The sequence below is a fragment of the Streptococcus porcinus genome (assembly GCF_900475415.1).
Classification (GTDB): Bacteria; Bacillota; Bacilli; order Lactobacillales; family Streptococcaceae; genus Streptococcus; species Streptococcus porcinus.
Genome location: NZ_LS483388.1, coordinates 77,501 through 96,905, shown reverse-complemented (window position 1 = coordinate 96,905; position 19,405 = coordinate 77,501). Strand labels below are relative to the sequence as shown.

Sequence of the window (19,405 nt, the reverse complement as noted above, 5' to 3'; positions counted from 1 at the left end):
AACTAAACAGAAAACGGAGAAAGCCTATGAATATTTTTGAAGAACTCAAAGCTCGTGGCTTGGTCTTTCAAACGACCGATGAAGAAGCCCTTGTCAAAGCACTAACAGAAGGGCAAGTATCCTATTATACTGGCTATGATCCGACAGCAGATAGTCTGCATCTAGGACACTTAGTGGCCATCTTAACCTCTCGTCGCTTGCAGTTAGCAGGACATAAACCTTACGCATTAGTTGGTGGTGCAACTGGCTTAATCGGCGACCCCTCCTTCAAAGACTCTGAACGAAGCCTGCAAACCAAGGAAACTGTCTTGGAGTGGAGTGCTAAAATTAAAGGGCAATTGTCCCAATTCCTTGATTTTGAAAATGGCGAAAACAAAGCAGAACTTGTTAATAATTACGACTGGTTCTCACAAATTTCTTTCATTGATTTTCTAAGAGATGTTGGTAAATATTTCACCGTAAATTACATGATGAGTAAAGAATCGGTCAAAAAACGAATTGAAACAGGTATTTCCTATACTGAATTTGCTTACCAAATCATGCAAGGATATGATTTTTACGAACTCAATGACAAACACAATGTTACCTTGCAAATTGGAGGTTCTGACCAGTGGGGAAATATGACTGCCGGTACTGAGCTATTACGTCGCAAATCAGACAAAATAGGTCATGTGATGACAGTTCCTCTCATTACTGATGCTAGTGGTAAGAAATTTGGTAAATCAGAAGGCAACGCTGTCTGGTTAGATGCTGACAAAACGTCGCCATATGAAATGTACCAGTTCTGGTTAAATGTTATGGACGATGATGCCGTTCGTTTCTTAAAAATCTTCACCTTCTTATCACTTCAAGAGATTGCAGAAATTGAAGAAGCATTCAATGCAGCTCGCCACGAACGTTTAGCTCAAAAAACATTGGCACGTGAAGTTGTTACTCTTGTCCATGGAGAAGAAGCCTACAAGCAAGCCGTTAATATTACCGAACAGTTATTTGCTGGTAATATCAAACAACTATCTGCTAAAGAATTAAGACAAGGTTTAAGCAATGTTCCTAACTATGCTGTTCAAACTGACGATAATCTTAATATTGTTGATATTCTAGTATCTTCTAAAATATCCTCATCTAAACGTCAAGCCCGTGAAGATGTCCAAAACGGAGCTATCTATATCAATGGCGAACGGGTTTCGGACTTAAACTATGTTTTAAGTGACACTGATAAAATTGAGGGACAATTAACAGTTATCCGTCGTGGTAAGAAAAAATATTTCGTTCTTACATTTACAAACTAAAAGCTCAGGCCTAGGCCTGAGCTTTTTAACGTCGGTGAGCAATCACTGTGGCAAGATTGACCACTATAAAAATAGAGATAAATATTAAAGTAATGGTTGCACTAGCTGGTGTTTCCCAAAAATATGACAAGAAAATACCAGAGAGCATACCCACAAATCCTATTAAAATCCCCCAAAAAATGACTGTTTTAAAGTTTCTTCCAATGCGCATAGCAATACTTGCTGGTAAGACCATGATTGTCGATACAAGCAAAGCGCCAGCCGCAGGGATAGTTAAAGCGATAGCAATTCCTGTTACAATATTAAAGAGCACAGACATCAGCCTAACAGGCAAGCCATCGACATAGGCTGTATCCTCATCAAAAGTCAAAATATACATAGGTCTAATAAAGAACAGGGTCAGAATCAAAATAATACTTGCAATCACAAAAAGAGCAATAACTTGTTCCATACCAATAGTGATAATCGAACCAAAGAGATATTGTTCCAAGCTAACATTGGAATTACCAGCTGACTTACTCATAATAACCAAGGAAACTGCCAATCCTAAGGACATCAAAATAGCCGTTGATATTTCCATATAATGTTTATATACCACTCTCAGGTATTCTAGCAAGATAGCCGCAATCCCGACAACAATTACAGTTGTCCAAGTAGGATTAATTCCTAACACTACTCCAAATGCCACACCTGCTAGTGAAACGTGACTCAAAGTGTCGCTCATTAGACTTTGACGGCGGAGAATTAAAAAGATACCCAGAATTGGTGCAAAGATACTAATAGCAATAACCGCCAAAATAGCACGTTGCATAAAATCATAATTGAGAATATCAAGCATTGTCTACCTCCTCAGGTTGGTCACTATGAACATTGAAACAACGCCAAGGTAAACTTTCATTACGCACCAAATGAATATTGCGATCGGCGTAATCCTTTACATCTTCCGGATCGTGAGTAATCATCAAGACTGCTTTACCATGTTTATGAGCACTGTGGTTCATCAACTGGTAAAAAGTCTCGGTGGTTCCACTATCCATCCCAGTGGTCGGTTCGTCTAAAACAAAAATATCCGGATCAGAAGCAAACATGCGAGCGATGACTACTCTTTGTTTTTGCCCGCCAGATAGACTCCCAATTCGCTCCTGACGACTTTCCCACATGCCGACAGATTCTAAACTGGCTTGAATGTGCTCTTCATCATGTTTCGTTAAAGGACGGAACCAACCTCGTCTAGGAAAGCGACCTGATTTGACAAATTCATAAACCGTTGACGGAAAGCCAGCATTAAAGCTAGCCACTTGTTGCGGTAAGTAAGCAATTCTTAGCTTTTTTCCTTGCTCATTTTTTTTAGCAAAAATGACTTGCCCCACTTGAGGCTTCAAAATCCCCAGCGTCGCCTTAACCAAGGTGGACTTGGCAGCGCCATTTTCACCTGTCAAGGTGACAAATTCGCCACTGTCCAAATGATAGTTAACACCTTCTAAAACAGTTTCTGCTTCATACTGGAAGGATAGGTTTTCAACGGTTAAGTATCTCAATTCATTACCTTTCTAACTCATCTGAGAATACTGTCAGGAACTTTTCAATAACTTTAGTTTCTTGCTCAGAAAAATGACCCAATAAACGAGTATAGACATTTAAAGTCTCATCATGATGATGAGTATGTTCCTCGGCAATTGGCTTTGCTAGAGGAGTTAATTCAAAATAAGTCACACGCGCATCAACGGCATCTTTTGTCGTTGCTAGCATTCCTTGATTGATAAGACCTTTAATAGCTTTTGTTACTGCTGCTTGACTAATATTTAATATTTTAGCTAATTCAGTATTAGTTAATTTATCTTGTGATAAGAGCATCAAAATATGCTCTTGAGTGTTAGTTAATTTGACTTCGCTTTGACAAGCGCCAAATAACAATTCATGCTGATTTTCAGCTTTTAATAAAATCTGATTTACTAAGGTATCAATCTTTTTTTCTAATGTTCCCATACTATTCCTCTTTTTATTAACCAGTTAATTATAGCAAAAACCCTGTCAAGAATCAAACCTCTACAACGTTCTTACTTTGTAAACCTCTTTGCAAAAACCTTTTAAGCTATTAACCACACGGTTAGCTTGCTTTTCTGACTGACAAAGGGCGAAAACTGACGGCCCACTTCCTGTCATCAAAGCAACATCAGCACCACTGCTTACCATCTTATCTTTGATTTTTTGAATAAATGGTTTACGAGCAATCGAAACATCCTCTAAAGCGTTTCCCATAGCTGCAGTCATCGCCTGATAGTCATTGCTTTCAATGGTTTCAACAATTGTATCAATGTTAACCCGAGAAATATTTTCAGGGTCAACATTTGGAAAAATCGTTCGCGTTGAAATACCAAAGTCTGGCTTTACCAAAACCACCCAAGATGAGAGTTGCCCGTCAATCGGTTGAACAATTTCTCCTTTACCAGAAATCCGTGAGCAGCCTGCTTCGATACAATAAGGGACATCACTACCAATTTCTATTCCTAACTGTATCATCTCCGACACAGACATGTTTAACTCCCATAATTGATTCAAAGCACGGATAGTTGCTGCAGCATCACTTGAGCCACCTCCCATTCCAGCACAAACAGGAATTTTTTTTGTCAGAAAAATCGAAACCCCTGATTTAATCTGATAGTTTTCCTTAATCAGACGAGCCGCCTTAAAAACATCGTTCTTCGCATTGACAGGCATCTTAGGACAATCAGAAGCCACTTGAATACAATCTTCTTCAAGGGCAGACACACTAATATAGTCACATAAATCAACCGAAACCATAACCATTTCTAAATCATGGTAGCCGTCTTCACGTTTTCCTTGAATATCTAATCCTAAATTGATCTTAGCCGGAGCTCTTTCAATAATAGAATCCATCTGTCACCTCTCTTCCCCTCAATCTACCTTAAAATAGACATACATTTTAAGAAAAATTCAAATCAATCTTATCATACTTAAGAAGCGATGACAAGTTTAGAGGTCCTTTGCAAATAAGCCCTCACAGGACTTCTTTAGCTGAGAAGATAATTCTAGCAATCACTGCCTAATTACGGTAAAATAGTAACGTAATAGTATCCAAGGAGAAGCCTAAATGCCAAGTTACTGGAGCAAATATCCGGAAATCGATCAACATATCAAACTAGTCTGTCAGCTCATCGAAAAGCGCGTACAGGTCCGTAACACTGATATACAAGAAGCCATTATTCAGCTAGCACAAGCAGGAGGGAAATACCTACGTCCAGCCTTTTTCTTTTTATTTACTAGCTTTGGCCCAAAAGAAAAACAGGACTCCGAACAATTGACTAAGATAGCAGCCTCTTTGGAAATTCTTCACATGGCTACCTTGATTCATGACGATGTCATTGACGATTCTCCCCTACGCCGAGGCCAAGTAACTGTCCAAACTCAGTTTGGCAAAGACATCGCCGTCTATACCGGAGACTTTCTATTTACCATTTTCTTTGAACTCATCCTTGAAACGATGCAAGATAGCCCTTATATGAGCATCAACGCTAAAGCCATGAAAAAAATTCTCGTTGGCGAACTTGATCAGATGCATCTTTATTTTAACCAAGAGCAGTCGATTAGAGATTACCTACGTTCCATCTCTGGGAAAACAGCAGAGCTCTTTAGACTAGCAAGTTTAGAAGGAGCCTATTTCGGTGGAGCTAGTCCAGATGTCGTTAGCAAAGCGGGCAGAATTGGTTATCACATTGGGATGACTTTCCAAATATTAGATGATATTTTAGATTACACCGCTAAAGAAAAAGATTTCAATAAACCTATTTTAGAAGACATCACCAATGGCGTCTACAGCCTTCCACTCTTATTTGCCATCAAAAATAATCCTAATGCCTTTAAAGAGCTCTTAGATAAAAAAGACCAGCTCACTGCTGAAGAATTAAGAACAATTGCGCAGTTAGTCCTTGATAATCATGGTGTCGAAAAAGCCCAAGAGCTAGCGCGTCAATACACTCAAAAAGCCATTGATGATATCAAAGCACTCCCAAAAATTAAGGTCCAAAAGCAATTGTTACAACTTACCAATCATCTTTTAAAACGAAAAATCTGAGGAAATCCTCAGATTTTTTGCTTCTAGTTCTGCTAATGTCACCCAACAACAGGCACCTATTAACGCATAAAAAATTTAGAATGATTACTCAAATTTTTCTAACCAAGATCTATTCTCCATCATCAATAGCTTTTAAATGACGGAAGCGGTGACTTGTTTCAGCCAAATAAGCTGGGGATCCAGACATTTCGATTTGTCCATTTTCAATAAAAATAACCTGATCTGCATTTTCAATCCCCTTGAGATGATGCGTAATCCAGATAATAGTTTTTCCCTTGAGGAGCTTCATAAAGGTGTCTAATAACGTTTTTTCGGTAATAGGATCTAATCCTACTGTAGGTTCATCCAAAAGAACAATTGGGGTATCTTGCAAAAGAATTCTGGCCAATGCTAAGCGATGACGTTCGCCACCTGAGAAGCGTAACCCTGCCTCATCAACCATTGTCGCCAGACCCTTAGAGAGATCCAATACCATGTTTTTTAAACCAACTTGTTCAAGCACGCGCCAAACATCTTGTTCAGTCGCTGCTTCATTACCCAGACGAATATTATTAATCAGACTGGTATTAAAGAGATAGGGAGCCTGTTGAATAACCCCTATGTAGTCAGCAATGGAGTCACTCAAGTCACAAACATCTACTCCACCAAGTAAAATCCGACCTTGACTTGGTCGCAAGTCTCCTCTAAGAAGAGTTGCTAATGTACTTTTACCCGAACCACTCTGACCTAAAATGGCTAATTTTTGTCCTTGCTCAATGGTCAAATCAATGGTGTCTAGTACTTTGTTTGATTGTCCATCATAGCTAAAGCTGACCTTATCGACCTGAATAGTGAAGGGTTCCTTAGGTACGTTCTGACTCTCAGCTAAAGTTCCGGCAACAGGTAAATCATTCAAACCTTTTATAGAGTCTGCATAAACATTCGTTTCCTGAGCTGCGCTTGATAGCCCAGCAAAAGCCTCAACTAAAGGAAAAACCGAAAGTACAAAGGCCGCAATCCAGTTAGCTGCTCCACCGCGAATTCCCGAGAACTGATAACTAGCCCAAACCAAGACAAGAACCGCAAGTAGTCCAAAAGCCATCTCAAATAGCAGGCTACGCCGGTTGTTAAAACGTCGCATCTCAGCCTGCACTTGCGCAAGTTCCGCTTCAGATCGTTCGTGCAGCTGGACATAGGCATGCCCTCGTTGACTAAAAATCCAATCTGAAATCCCTAAAACGTTATCCGTTAAATCCGTATACAAGCGGTTTTTAAGGACCTTTTCTTGTTCTTGCCGAGCACCATTGACTAGGACAGACCACAAGGGAAAAACTACTACCAACAGTCCTAAATAGAAGAAGAGAACAATGGCAAACCACCACGAAAAATAACCAACTGCTAGAACAACAAAACTATAAAGCACCCAAGCAATAATAGTCGGAAAAATAGTTCTTAAATAGAGATTTTGAATATGATTAATATCCTCAGCTAAAAGCCCCATAATATCCCCGAGACGGTGATTACGTTTGAGAAAAATAGCATCTTCTTCTAGTCTGTTATAGAGCTTTAAGCGTAATTTCGAAGTCATCTTCAAAACCCAATTATGACTGGTAAGGCGTTCTAAATAGCGAAAAACTGGGCGTCCGATACCAAAGGCACGTGTTAGAACAATTGGAATATAAACCAAAAGAATATTGCTTGGCAAAGAGGCCGATTTACTAATCAAAAAACCAGAATTAAACATTAACGCAGAGGCCGAAAAGAAGGTTAAGAAACCTAAGATCAAGGCCAAAACTAAAGCTTTCCAATAATGTTTAAAATATGGTTTAACCCATTGGTCCTTTTCAAAAGCTTTTAATAAGGGAATTTTAAGCATTCTGACCTCCCATGGCATTTTTTAAATCATATAAGTAGCCTTTTTTAGCTATCAAATCTGAATAAGAACCAGCTTCCACAACCTGTCCATGATCCAGCACAATAATGTGATCCATATCCTTAAGCCAGTGCAAGCGATGGGTCGCAAAAATAACTAAACGATTAGCCATTAGTGGAAGCATCCTTGCTTTTAACTCAATTTCAGTTTCCAAGTCTAGATGAGCTGTCGGCTCATCAAATAAAAGAATACGGCGCTCTTTATCCAGGAAAGCACGCGCCAAGGCAATGCGTTGAGCCTGACCTCCACTTAGAGGCCGAGCCCCATTCCCGATTCTAGTATCAAGTCCCTCTGGTAGTTCCTCAACTAATTCCTCCAGCCCCACCACTTTGATAGCTTCCTGAATATCTTCTAAACTTGCTTCTGGCGTGTAAAAAGCAATATTGTCGCGCAAGCTCATTTCAAAAACATAAGGAGACTGAGGAATGTAAATTAATTGTTTTCGCCAAGCTTCTTGGTCTAAGTTTAATAATTTTTGCTTATCAAGCTGGAAGTTCCCACTGTCTGGAACTAGAAAGCCACTCAAAAGGTTAACTAAGGTTGATTTACCCGATCCACTCATACCAACTAGGGCGACTTTTTTTATGCCATTAAGTTCTAGATAAGGAATTGACATGAAGTCCTTTCCCTCATAAGAAAGTTTAATATCATCAAGGGTCAAACAACTTTTATCAGTCCATTCGTTGATTAAGACTGGCTCTTGCTTACTTTCTGGACAGTTGAGAATCCTCTGCACAGCCGAAAAAGCGTTCTTTCCATCTAGCGTAGCATGATAATCACTTGAAAAATCTCGAATAGGGATAAAATATTCTGGCGCTAAGATTAAGACTGTTAAGGCTGGAAATAGTAAGATTTGTTCATTAATTAACCGTAACCCCAACATTACTGCCACAATAGCAATTGATAACGTGGTAAAAAAGTCTAAAGCAAACGTTGATAAAATCCCAATTCGTAAAGCGGACATGGTAGCTTTTCGGAAAGATTCACTAGTTCGATAGATGCTCTTTGCATAACGTTTACTAAGTCCAAAAAATCGAAGGGTATCAATTCCTCTTAAGGAATCTAAAAAGTGATTAGATAAAACTTGGTAAGAGGCATACTGTTTATCCGCACGAGCTTTAGCCGCTAAACCAAGGATAATCATAAAAATAATAATAAGTGGATAAACCAAAAGTAAGATAAGCCCTGATTCACTGTCCATATAAAAGATGAACGCTAAAACTATAAAAGGAATCACCGACAAATTCATCATTTTATTTAAGACTAGATGAAGGTAATTCTCCACTAACGATATTCCATCTAACGCCATCGTAATCACATTCCCAGATCCTTCTTCTTGGACAATTTGCGGACCTAGCAAAAAGAGTTTTGCCAGCAATTGGCTACGCAATTCCTGCGCATGTTTTGCTGCAAATCGATCTAGTTGTTCATCCTTGATAAAATTAATAAGATGCCTTGCCAGATAACATAATAGAAAATATAAGATAGCTAAACTCTGTTTTGATAAAGACTGTCCTTGCCATAAACCTGAAATGGCCTGACTCAAAAAGTAAGCTTGACCTATAATAAAGATTGCCTGTAGGAAATCTAATCCTGCAAGCAATCCTAATATTCTATGAATACCCGACAAGCGCATAACCGCTTTATCTAGCATTATTTTTCCCCCGTGACAATGACTGGCAATGTGATACGTTTTCTGAAAATGTAGTAAGCCCAAGCAGTGTAGGCCAAAACAAATGGCACTAAGGAAACCGCAACAATGGACATAATCTTCAAGGTATAAGGAGATGAAGAGGCATTTTCGATCAACAAGTCGTATTTAGAAGAGATTGATGAAATCATAACACGTGGGAACAATCCTTGGAATAAAAGCACAACGACTGACACTAGCGTCAAGCCACTTGCAATAAAAGCTGACATCTCTGCTTTTTTAAAGACTGACATGTGAGCATAAACAGAAAGCGCAACAATTACAAGCAACAATAGTAAAGTGGTCACAAATCCTTTAGTAAAGAAGTCAGTTTGGAAGAAAAGCAAGAGTGCAAAAGCTACTAAGCCTAGATACAGTACCCAATAAAGCAATTGCGCTACGTTATTTGCACGGTCTCTCACAGGACCCTCTGTCTTCAATGCTATGTAGTTCAAACCATGTAAATAGGTCAATAGCAACATAGCTACCCCTCCAACAATGGAAAAGATATTAAAATAATCACCAAAACGAGCAGTCATATTAGCTTTTGCATCTATAGGCATCCCTTGAACAAGACTAACAAACATCAGTCCAAAAAAGAAAGGCACAAGGGCTGAACCAATTGTTAGAGTCCAATTCCAAATATTTTTTTGCTTGGCTGGTACATTGTGTCTGAATTCAAAGGAAACACCACGAATAATTAAACCAAACAAAATTGTCAAAAGGATTAAATAATAACCACTAAATAAAGATGCATACCAGTATGGAAAAGATGCAAACATCGCACCTCCAGCTGTCAAGAGCCATACTTCATTTCCGTCCCAAACAGGGCCAATTGTTGAAACAATTTGATCTTTTTCATCTTCGTTATGAGCTAAGGTTTGAACTGCCATACCAACTCCGAAGTCAAAACCTTCTAAGAAAAAGAATCCGGAAAAGAGAAGACCAATTAGGAAAAACCAGAAAAATTGTAATCCACTCATTAGAATGCTCCTTTCTCAAATGGGTCAATGCTTGATTGTTTTAAATTTTGTAGTAGAACTTCTTCATGCTCAGGCCCTTTATTCAACTCACGAATAACAAGATAGACCATCATGGCCCCTAAGGCACTGAATAATAAGAAATAAACAGTGTTTGAGAAGAGTAGAGAGGCAACTGAGACATTTGGAGAGACACTATCTTTGATTTTAAACAAGCCATAAACTGTCCAAGGATAGCGCCCTTGCTCTGTAATAATCCAACCAAATGTATTTGATAAGAAGGGAGCAATTGTTGTCAAAGCAACAATTACAAGCATCCATTTTTTCTCATATAGAATTGGTTTCTTCGGACGCGTTAAGAATAGACCTAGCGCTGAAACACCTAACATTAAGGTCCCAAAAGCAGCCATGGTACGGAATCCGTAAAAGAGCAAGTTAACCATTGGGAAATAATTGTCTTGGCCATATTTAGCAACCAATTCTTTGTTAGCCGTATTCATTCCTTTGACAGAACCAGAAGGTTTCCCATAAGAGAGAATACTTAGCATATAAGGAATTTTCACTCCAAATACTTGTTCTTTTTTAGCTTCATTAGCCCAAGCAAGAACTGTCCAGGCAGCTGGATCACCAGAATCTTCATAGTCACCCTCCATTGCTGCGAATTTCATGGGTTGATCATTAAGCAAAGCTTTCATCTGCAAATCCCCCATCCCCATTACTGAGATAGAACCTAGCAACGTGACTAACAAACCTAAACGTAATGATTTTTTATATATTTTTTGAACAGACTCAGTTAGAGCTTCTTTTTTCAGCAGTTTGAAAGCCGCCATACCGGCAATAACAGTACCACCCATAGTGATGGCGCCAGTAATGACATGGCCAAATTCATAATGGAACTGATGATTATTGATAAGAGCAAAGAAATCGGTCATCTGTGCTCTGCCATTAACAACTTCATAACCAACAGGATGTTGCATAAAGCTATTAGCAATCAAAATCCACATGGCCGACATTAATGAACCAAAAACGACCAACCAGATAAAGCTAAGATGAAGTTTCTTACTAATCTTTGGATTATCCCAAGTAAACATCCAAAGACCTAAGAATGTTGATTCCATAAAGAAGGCTAATAAGGCTTCAATTGCAAGTGGGGCCCCAAAAATATCACCAACAAAACGTGAGTAATCAGACCAGTTCATTCCAAATTGGAATTCTTGGATAATACCGGTAACAACTCCTACCGCAAAACTGAGGAGCATGATATTGCCCCAGAATTTTGTCATTTTTTTGTATTCTTCTTTTTTTGTGACCACATAACAAGTTTCCATAATGGCTACAACAAAACAGGTTCCAATTGTGAAAGGCACAAAGAAAAAGTGGAATACAGTTGTCATTGCAAATTGAAATCGTGCTAGTGTTTCAATAGTCATAAATCTTCCTCCGATTTGTGTAATCCTTACTTTGTTTCAAGCAGCGTAAGGTAAGTATACTAAAAGTAAATCATCATATATTAATGGTACAAATCGAAACGACCTTTGGCAAGAAGTTCTTTCAAGCCACCGATATCAACTAATGATTTGTTCATGATGCTTTTCTTAACAACTGAGGCTGGATATCCTTTAACTTTCGACTTACCAACTAAACCAAAGGCATGTGTATTACCAACAGAAGCAACTGTTCCTAAGGATTTGTAGTTGAAGTCTTCTGTTTTTTCTCCTTTTAATTGACGTGCCAAGTTCTTGGCAGCATGCGCCCCCATACGTGTGGCAATTTGAGCCGTTGTTGGGAAAGGACGATTTGTTTCCGGATCTATCAAGGCTGATACGTCCCCAAGAATATAGACCTTGTCGTATTTTGGATCACGTAAATCTTTGTTAACAACAACACGCCCACGACGTTCTGCAAAACCTGACTCTCCCATTATTGGACTTCCACTAACACCTGTTGTCCATATGATTGTTTCAGCAGCGATTGAGTGACGTTCTGCGTTTTCATCTGGACTTGTTACGTAAACAACCTCACCTGGTTTAATTTCTTTAATCATTGAGCCAAGCATTAAGTTGACACCCAATTTTTCAATTAAGTCAACTCCATATTGAGCTAATTTATCGTCAAACATCGGTAAAATACGAGTAGCTGCTTCAACGCAGACAATTTCAATCTGATCTTCTGCCACACCAGCAATTTTAGCGTAACGTTTGCGTTCATCAACTAAAGCTCCTGCTAACTCAATACCTGTAAAACCAGCTCCACAAATCAAAAGACGGAGATAATTCTTATCTTTTGTCTCACGGTATTTTTCCATCATGTGCAAAATATGATGGTGAATATTTTCAGCCGTATTAATATCTACCATTTGAAGGGCATTTTCTTTAGCACCGCTGATTCCGAAAGTTTCTGAACAAAAGCCCAGTGATACAACCACATAATCATAATGAAGTGTTCCACTATTTTTTAATTCAACTGTAGAATCTTCAGGATTAACTTTGACAACATCATCCTGAATGAAAGTTACTTTCTTAGGGTTGATAACATCTTGGATAGGATATGAAATTTTTTCTTTTGGCTGTGATCCAGCCGCCACTTCATGAAGTTCTGTCGCTTCATAGTGATAGTCATTACGATCTACCAGTGTAATATGGAAATCACCAGTTTGTTTTTGTAAATTACGTACCGTTTTCAAACCAGCATAACCAGCTCCCAGTACTAGTATCTCTTGCATAATATTCTCCTTATAATATTAATGTCAATGTCTTTATGTTAATAGTATCCCGATAAAATAGGTTACTACTTGTGTTAATGAACCTAAAGCCAATATCCGAACAGCACAGATAAAGGTTTCTTTCTTAACTTGTTTCTGCCAAAGTAGATAGGTTTGCTTATAAATAAAAGGCACTAAAAGTAAGCACAATAATACAGTCATTGGAGCAAGTCCAAACATATATTGTCCGATAATTGCTAGCATAGCCATAATATTGCCCAAAGCAAAGAGAACCAGTCCCCCTTTTAGCCCCATATAATGAACCAAAGTGTAGCGATGGTTGCTTTCATCTTCTTCTTTATCACATAAGTTATTAGCCAACATAAGATTAGCAATCCATAGTGTATTTGGCAAGGAAATCAAAAAGATTGCTCCTAAAGTTGCAAAATCCCATCTAAAATTATCATAGGTATTCAAATAAACACAAATCAGACTAATCATAAAGCCCATGGTAAAACCAGAGAAAAACTCCCCCAAAGGTAAGCTTGATAAAGGTTTTGGTCCGTACGAATAGAGTATTCCAACCGCAAAGCAAAATAGCCCCATAACTAATAATGGCCATCCTACCATCACGGTTAAAAGGATACCAATAGTCGCTGAAATAAAGAGAAAGATTGCCATCATTTGCTCTATTAATTTGAGAGATAAGCTCTCGCGTCCAATAATATTTGTCTTGGCTTGATAATCCAAATTAATAGCATTTTTATAGTCATTATAATTATCCCAGATGTCAACAAACATATTGAAACAAAACATGGCGATAAAAAATAATAGAACCCAAAAAAGATGAACACTTCCGTAGTAATAGTAACTAAAGCATAAACCAATTAAAAAAGGTAAAACACTTGCTGTCTTGGCTTTCATCTCCACAAGTTCAAGAAAAACAGGAATTGTCATGAAAAGCCTTTCTTTTAGTTATTCTTTAACCCTTATATTATACTCCAATTTGTTTCAATAATAAAACAAAAGATTTCAAAAAATTTCATTTTATCGCTCTTTTTTATAGATTTTTAAGCTTCCGACAATCATCTTTACTCTTTCTTTCCGAGAAATCTCTTATTCTGGAAAAAAATTCACCTTCAATTGTGGCCAAGTAGAGGACCAAGCTTTTCGGGATTGCCTTTGATTATATTTTTTGTGGCGCTCCACCATTTCTGTATAGTAGGGTGTTGGATTTACCTGAAATTGTAAAATATCTGCTTCTCCATAAGGCAAGAAAAGCTCTAACTGATTTTTGTCATTCAATCTAGCTCCAATAGCTGTGCACTTTTCAGGAAATTTCGAAATAGCGTCACATGCACTCCTATAAGCTGAGGCACCTGGTGTATGGTAGTGCATGTAGACCTCATTTTTAACATCCCAGTTATATTGAGGAAACTTTCTTATTATACTTTGCTCCAAGGCCAAGCTTTCTTGGTACGTCATGTTAGGATCAAAAAATACCAAATCAATATCCGTTGTCAAAATCTCATTACGGTTTGACAACTTATTCCAAATAAAGTTCCGTAAAGTACCCGCACAAAGCCATGAATCTGATAAGTCTAAGCCCTTTATAAGTTTCAATAAGTTCATTAATTCAACATTCTGAGAAATCAGTTTAGCAATAACTTCCATCAAGACATCCTTTCTACATGTTGTCACTTCTCCATTACTGTCACCTTACTTTACCATACAAGACTCCTTTTTTCATTTTATAACTGATTTTTTGATAAATGGCAAAAAATCGTTTGACAAAATAATCACAAAATCATAAAATATTGGTGTAAACGTTTTCAATATATGATAATTATTATCGGAGGGATTTATATGAAAGCAGTTGTTGTTAATCAAACAAGCACCGGCGTTGATGTTATTGACCACGAGGTGCCCAAAGTGGGTTATGGTCAAGCACTTGTCAAAGTAGAATTCTGTGGTGTCTGTCATACAGACTTACACGTTGCACATGGTGATTTTGGTGAAGTTCCTGGCACTATCCTTGGTCATGAAGGCATTGGCATTGTCCAAGAAATCGGTGAAGGGGTCTCAACTTTACAAGTTGGTGATCGTGTCTCAATTGCATGGTTCTTTGAAGGTTGTGGTCACTGTGAATACTGCACTACCGGTAGAGAAACACTATGCCGTTCTGTTAAAAATGCAGGCTACACCGTTGATGGTGGCATGAGTGAATATGCTCTTGTCACAGCTGATTATGCCGTTAAAGTACCAGAAAACCTTGATCCAGCACAAGCTTCATCTATTACTTGTGCTGGTGTTACAACCTATAAAGCAATAAAAGAGTCTGACATTGCTCCTGGTGAATGGATTGTTATCTACGGAGCTGGTGGTTTAGGCAACCTTGCTATCCAATACGCCAAAAAAGTCTTTAATGCTCAAGTTATTGCTGTTGATATCAACCAAGATAAATTAGAACTTGCCAAAGAATGTGGAGCTGACGTTATCGTTAATGGTAAAGAAATAGAAGATGTTCCAGCTTATATTCAAAAAGTATCCGGTGGCTGTCACGGAGCAGTTGTTACCGCTGTTTCTAAAGTTGCCTTTAACCAAGCTGTTGAAAGTGTTCGTGCCGGTGGTACTGTTGTTGCTGTTGGTCTTCCTTCAGAATACATGGATTTAAGTATCGTGAAAACTGTCCTAGATGGCATCCGCATCAAAGGATCACTAGTCGGAACTCGTAAAGACCTAGAAGAAGCTTTTGCCTTTGGTGCTCAAGGGCTAGTTGTACCCGTAGTTGAAACAGTTCCTGTAGATACAGCTCCACAAGTTTTTGACGAAATGGAAAAAGGGCTTATTCAAGGCCGCAAAGTACTAGATTTTACACGGTTATAAATTGAATTGCAATTTAACAATTAAAAAGTCAACTGTTTTTCAGCAGTTGACTTTTTGTCACTTTAAACAAATAGAGTTTTACATGCTAGATAGCAATTCCATCACTTTGACCAATCCCCTTACTAAGGACTTTTCTTTTTCCTTTAAAAATGACCTGTACTAGTCACGTATCAAGTAGGACTCAATAATGACTTTATAGACATCAATAAAATCTAAGTATTGGGCTAAAGGCAACCTTTCATCTAGTTTATGGTTTAGTGTTGGCATACCTGGACCATAGACAGCTAACTCCAAATTATCATTGGCTCTAATAAATTGCGCTGCATCGGTTGTCCCTGATACAACCATTGGTTTTACCTGATTCAGATCAGCAAAATCTTCTGGATTCAGTTGTTCGTCCTCACCAAGTACAGTATTCATCTGATGAACTAATGATTGTGGCTTCAAGGTCTCAATAGCATTAGCAACATTAGTAATAGTTTCAATTAATTTTGAGTTAGGATTGGTTTGAACTGGAGGCTGATCAGCCGTAATAGTTGCTTCTAAATCAAAACCTTCCTTTTTGTTTAATTCCCGAATAACTGCAAAAACCTCTTGCATCAACGCCTGATTGTCAAATTCAGGAATAGTTCTAGCGTTGGCTTCAAATTTAGCATACTCCGGAATAGAATTGACTTGGCTACCGCCTGTCACTAAGGTAATATTATGGAAAGTTTTCCCCAATACTTCATTTACAATCTGGTCTGATTTCTGAGTAATTCTTTCTGAAATCTTAGTCATAGCTAGTAAGATATGTTCGATGGCATTATTGCCCAACTCCGGCGTTGAAGAATGTGCAGATGTTCCCTTTGAGGTAACCTTATAATTAAGAGACCCTTTATGTCCATACACAACTCCAATATTACAAGGTTCCCCAATTAGTACTGCCTCAACATCATCCAAATATCCTAAATCCGTCAATTGAGCAGAGCCAAGTTCTCCAACCTCTTCACCAACAGTTGCTAATAATTTCACTTTTCCTTTAAATTGTTGAGATTCATAGATTTCAATAAAAGCAAGAATCAGCGCTGTCAAGCCGGCCTTCATATCTGATGCCCCTCTTCCCCAAATAACATCTTTTTCAATATGCCCTGAAAATGGGGGATAAGTCCAATCATCAACATTACCAACACTAACAACATCCATGTGCCCTGATAAGGCAAGCACAGGTCCAGGTCCATTTGAAATCTCAGAAATAAGACTGCTTCTTCCTTCAAAATAGGTCACTAGTTGCGAAGGGATGCCATGCCTTTTTAAAAGGTCACGATAATAAATAGCAACTTGCTCTTCATTCCCATTTTCTGATTCAATTTGAATAACATCTTGTAGAATTTTGATATATTCTTTTTTTTTCATAATTGGTTAGCCTCTTTTCTGACTACATTATAGCACATCCTTAGAAATATGCTTTATTTTGAATTCATACTTAAGAGAGTTCTGATTTGAAGCTTCCTTTACTTATACCTATTAGAACATGTTTATGATATGCTTTCTACAAGGAAAAATGATTTAGCTTAATTTTTCAAAAAAAGAATTAAACAGGGATACACAAGGTCCTGTCAGTAAGGTTGCTATAAGTGTCCCCTCGCGAATGCCAGAAAAAGGATGACCTAAACTAAAAGAAAAGAGCAAAGCTAAGACAACCATCGTAAGATCTGTCCACACTTTAACCTTAGCAAAGGGTAAATGATAAGTATTGGAAATTGTTTGAGGCAGGCCTTCACCTGGCATCACGATAAAATCAGCACTTACCTCTAGGTAAACGCCTAAAGCAAGTACTAAAACACTTATCAACAGGACTGTTAGTTGGCTACCATAATGACTCGTATCCTGAAACCCCTGAAGCAAACTATCATAACAGTTGATAAGTAAACCAAATAGAATTCCTGGCACCAATTGAATGACTATTTTAAACCGTCTAGTTCTACTGATATTTTTCCCTAAAATTAAAAACTGTAAGATGACTAGTAGTAACATAAATATTATTGTCAGAAGTCCTAGCGAAGCTTCCAAGGTCTCCGACAAGACATTTGGAATGGCCGCAATTGGTGAGGTACCTAACTGTGATTGTTTTGACATAGCCACCCCTAAGGCCATAATATTAACGCCAATAAAAAAACGTCCTATTTTTTTCATTTTTTGCCTCTCATTTTAATTCTCAAAATCATAATAAGAAATTTTAACAAAAGTCCCATTATATAGCAAGAAGATATTTCCTCCAATGGGCATCACTTGGCTCCTCCTTCTAGTCACGTGTGCTAAAAAGATTTATTCTCATCCAAAGAGAAAAGACAAAGTTTACTAACTTTGTCTTTTCTAACAAACTCACTCTTACTAATAAATCCTAGTCTTCGGCTTTTAAGTCTTATTAGCAAATCTTAAACAAATATCACATCTAAACATATTTAAAAAGCGGAAGTAGAAGTATCTAAACTAGATTGGCTTGACATACACTTCTTCTTGCCTACCAACTGAGAAAATATACTTATGCCCTTGAGTCAAACTATGGTAAAATCCTTCTCCTTTATAAAGGTGAAACACTTGCATACTGCTACCATCATCATCTTTATAAATGTAATCATAGTAAGGATTATTAGCAAAGACCGACTTCAAGTACTTATTTTCAACCGGTCTTGCAACCCCCTCAATACGTATAACCTGTGTCAAATAACCATCTTCTAACATCGCCGTCAAAGCAATACGCTCATCACCCATTAGTTGCTGATAAAACCGAGTCTTTGGGCTAGTCATAAAAAATATACCTTCTTCATTAGCAGCAGTTATATGAGCATGCCTAGCATGAGGCTCACCGTCCTGCCCAACTGTAGCAAAAACACCGACTTTCATATCTTCAACTAGAGCCATCATATCTTTTATTTCCATCACACCATCTCCTGTAAGCGCTTTTCTTTAGTATAGCAAAATCAAGCTTACTTGTTAAGAAGAAAAAATAATTAGAATACTGTGAAAGAATGAATTGTTAATACTATCTCCATATGAATCATAGCGAGGCCTTCATTTGATAACCACTATATCATTACATTAACGATAAATAAGACCATCAGCATTATAAGGTTACTATTCTTATAAGTCTAAACGATATACATACTCTGAAGTCGTTTCTTTTGCCTTCTTATTCAAGCGCCCATCAGAAACCGCGATCCATTTCATACCTAATTTTTCCATTAATAAATAAGAAGCTTGGTTTTGACTATCACAGTGGGCAATAAAATGTTTGACTTGGAATGTTTCAGAAAAGTAACTTATAGCAGAATGAGCCGCCTCAAAAGCAATCCCTTGATGCCAAAACGGCCTGGCCAAAATCCAGCCAATTTCAACAACATTCTCATCAGCCCTTTTTGTAAGACTCAAACCTCCAACGTGTTTACTATTATAAATAATAGCAAATTCAAGTTCAAACTCCTCTTCCGAATAGCATTTCCAATTATATTCACTGTTTAACAAAAAGTCCTCAGTTTCTTCAATAGAATCATTGGGTAAATTAAGCATATACCTATTAGCATCTTTATCTGATGCATAGTGATGAGTCGAGTCAATAAACTCCCTATTCATTGGCTTCAACTCTAATCTTTCTGTATTTATTACGAACATTAATTCTCTCCTTACCGCACTATCATTTTTTGAGCAGAACTTTTCCATTATTCACAAAAACACGTCTTTAAGACAATATCAAAATAAGCCATATCATTTTACAAATGTGTGGTCACTTGATATAATATAGTTAAATAAAATTTAGAAAAGGTGATTATATGAAAAAAGTAGTTACAACTAGTATCGTTTTATTATCCACTTTA

At 37.7% G+C, this 19,405-nt stretch carries 19 protein-coding genes (1 of these 19 only partly in view); 4 read left to right on the top strand and 15 right to left on the bottom strand.

Annotated elements, in window-relative coordinates; all coding sequences use genetic code 11:
- The first annotated feature begins 26 nt into the window (after positions 1 to 26).
- Positions 27 to 1,289 carry a tyrosine--tRNA ligase gene (tyrS, locus tag DQM45_RS00665; RefSeq protein WP_003083379.1) on the top strand — a complete coding sequence of 421 codons (1,263 nt, stop codon included), beginning with the start codon at positions 27 to 29 and terminating at the stop codon, positions 1,287 to 1,289.
- Positions 1,290 to 1,314: 25 nt separating this feature from the next.
- Here the strand turns inward: tyrS and DQM45_RS00660 are convergent, their stop codons facing one another.
- From DQM45_RS00660 to ispE, 4 genes are read right to left on the bottom strand one after another with little or no spacing between them, the layout of a single operon-like run.
- Entirely contained in the window at positions 1,315 to 2,127 is an 813-nt protein-coding gene (locus tag DQM45_RS00660) for a metal ABC transporter permease (RefSeq protein WP_003084962.1), read from the bottom strand.
- Positions 2,120 to 2,827 carry a metal ABC transporter ATP-binding protein gene (locus DQM45_RS00655; RefSeq protein WP_003082953.1) on the bottom strand — a complete coding sequence of 236 codons (708 nt, stop codon included), beginning with the start codon at positions 2,825 to 2,827 and terminating at the stop codon, positions 2,120 to 2,122. The genes DQM45_RS00660 and DQM45_RS00655 overlap by 8 nt, the downstream gene beginning before the upstream one ends.
- A gap of 4 nt (positions 2,828 to 2,831) precedes the next feature.
- Positions 2,832 to 3,275 (bottom strand): zinc-dependent MarR family transcriptional regulator, encoded by a 444-nt coding sequence (locus tag DQM45_RS00650; RefSeq protein WP_003082780.1) that lies wholly within the window; start codon positions 3,273 to 3,275, stop codon positions 2,832 to 2,834.
- A gap of 60 nt (positions 3,276 to 3,335) precedes the next feature.
- Positions 3,336 to 4,187: a 4-(cytidine 5'-diphospho)-2-C-methyl-D-erythritol kinase gene (gene ispE / locus DQM45_RS00645; RefSeq protein ID WP_003084356.1), complete on the bottom strand. Its 852-nt coding sequence runs from the start codon at positions 4,185 to 4,187 to the stop codon at positions 3,336 to 3,338.
- A gap of 214 nt (positions 4,188 to 4,401) precedes the next feature.
- On the opposite strand from ispE, the gene DQM45_RS00640 reads away from it, so the two are divergent.
- Positions 4,402 to 5,382: a polyprenyl synthetase family protein gene (locus tag DQM45_RS00640; RefSeq protein WP_003086073.1), complete on the top strand. Its 981-nt coding sequence runs from the start codon at positions 4,402 to 4,404 to the stop codon at positions 5,380 to 5,382.
- Between the two features lie 109 nt (positions 5,383 to 5,491).
- On the opposite strand, the gene cydC is transcribed toward DQM45_RS00640, so the two are convergent.
- The 7 genes from cydC to DQM45_RS00605 all read right to left on the bottom strand — a co-directional run bounded on the left by cydC (position 5,492) and on the right by DQM45_RS00605 (position 14,339).
- Complete coding sequence (cydC, locus tag DQM45_RS00635) at positions 5,492 to 7,237, bottom strand: thiol reductant ABC exporter subunit CydC (RefSeq protein WP_003083996.1); 1,746 nt, start codon at positions 7,235 to 7,237, stop codon at positions 5,492 to 5,494.
- Entirely contained in the window at positions 7,230 to 8,948 is a 1,719-nt protein-coding gene (gene cydD, locus DQM45_RS00630; protein WP_003083623.1) for a thiol reductant ABC exporter subunit CydD, read from the bottom strand. The genes cydC and cydD overlap by 8 nt, the downstream gene beginning before the upstream one ends.
- The gene (gene cydB / locus DQM45_RS00625; RefSeq protein ID WP_003084837.1) at positions 8,948 to 9,967 is read right to left on the bottom strand and encodes a cytochrome d ubiquinol oxidase subunit II; all 1,020 of its coding nucleotides are present in this window, start codon (positions 9,965 to 9,967) and stop codon (positions 8,948 to 8,950) included. The genes cydD and cydB overlap by 1 nt, the downstream gene beginning before the upstream one ends.
- The gene (locus DQM45_RS00620; protein ID WP_003082732.1) at positions 9,967 to 11,394 is read right to left on the bottom strand and encodes a cytochrome ubiquinol oxidase subunit I; all 1,428 of its coding nucleotides are present in this window, start codon (positions 11,392 to 11,394) and stop codon (positions 9,967 to 9,969) included. Before DQM45_RS00620 ends, cydB begins: the two co-directional genes overlap by 1 nt.
- Before the next feature lie 80 nt (positions 11,395 to 11,474).
- Positions 11,475 to 12,686 (bottom strand): NAD(P)/FAD-dependent oxidoreductase, encoded by a 1,212-nt coding sequence (locus DQM45_RS00615; protein WP_003084666.1) that lies wholly within the window; start codon positions 12,684 to 12,686, stop codon positions 11,475 to 11,477.
- 33 nt (positions 12,687 to 12,719) lie between these two features.
- Positions 12,720 to 13,622 (bottom strand): prenyltransferase, encoded by a 903-nt coding sequence (locus tag DQM45_RS00610; RefSeq protein ID WP_003083766.1) that lies wholly within the window; start codon positions 13,620 to 13,622, stop codon positions 12,720 to 12,722.
- Between the two features lie 159 nt (positions 13,623 to 13,781).
- Positions 13,782 to 14,339 (bottom strand): nucleotidyltransferase family protein, encoded by a 558-nt coding sequence (locus DQM45_RS00605; RefSeq protein WP_003083356.1) that lies wholly within the window; start codon positions 14,337 to 14,339, stop codon positions 13,782 to 13,784.
- 192 nt (positions 14,340 to 14,531) lie between these two features.
- On the opposite strand from DQM45_RS00605, the gene adhP reads away from it, so the two are divergent.
- On the top strand, positions 14,532 to 15,551 hold the full coding sequence (adhP, locus tag DQM45_RS00600) for an alcohol dehydrogenase AdhP (RefSeq protein ID WP_003084523.1): 1,020 nt from the start codon (positions 14,532 to 14,534) through the stop codon (positions 15,549 to 15,551).
- Between the two features lie 159 nt (positions 15,552 to 15,710).
- On the opposite strand, the gene DQM45_RS00595 is transcribed toward adhP, so the two are convergent.
- From DQM45_RS00595 to DQM45_RS00580, 4 genes are all read right to left on the bottom strand, one after another.
- Entirely contained in the window at positions 15,711 to 16,946 is a 1,236-nt protein-coding gene (locus DQM45_RS00595) for an ArgE/DapE family deacylase (protein ID WP_003082859.1), read from the bottom strand.
- A gap of 153 nt (positions 16,947 to 17,099) precedes the next feature.
- On the bottom strand, positions 17,100 to 17,726 hold the full coding sequence (locus tag DQM45_RS00590) for a YczE/YyaS/YitT family protein (protein WP_003085887.1): 627 nt from the start codon (positions 17,724 to 17,726) through the stop codon (positions 17,100 to 17,102).
- A 297-nt stretch (positions 17,727 to 18,023) separates the two neighbouring features.
- Complete coding sequence (locus tag DQM45_RS00585; protein WP_003084274.1) at positions 18,024 to 18,473, bottom strand: pyridoxamine 5'-phosphate oxidase family protein; 450 nt, start codon at positions 18,471 to 18,473, stop codon at positions 18,024 to 18,026.
- Positions 18,474 to 18,674: 201 nt separating this feature from the next.
- On the bottom strand, positions 18,675 to 19,202 hold the full coding sequence (locus DQM45_RS00580) for a GNAT family N-acetyltransferase (RefSeq protein WP_003085448.1): 528 nt from the start codon (positions 19,200 to 19,202) through the stop codon (positions 18,675 to 18,677).
- Positions 19,203 to 19,360: 158 nt separating this feature from the next.
- On the opposite strand from DQM45_RS00580, the gene DQM45_RS00575 reads away from it, so the two are divergent.
- Positions 19,361 to 19,405, top strand: the 5' end (the start) of a protein-coding gene (locus DQM45_RS00575) for a PepSY domain-containing protein (protein WP_003083817.1). It continues 477 nt past the right edge of the window; the window shows 45 of its 522 coding nt (coding positions 1-45); its start codon is at positions 19,361 to 19,363; the stop codon falls past the right edge of the window.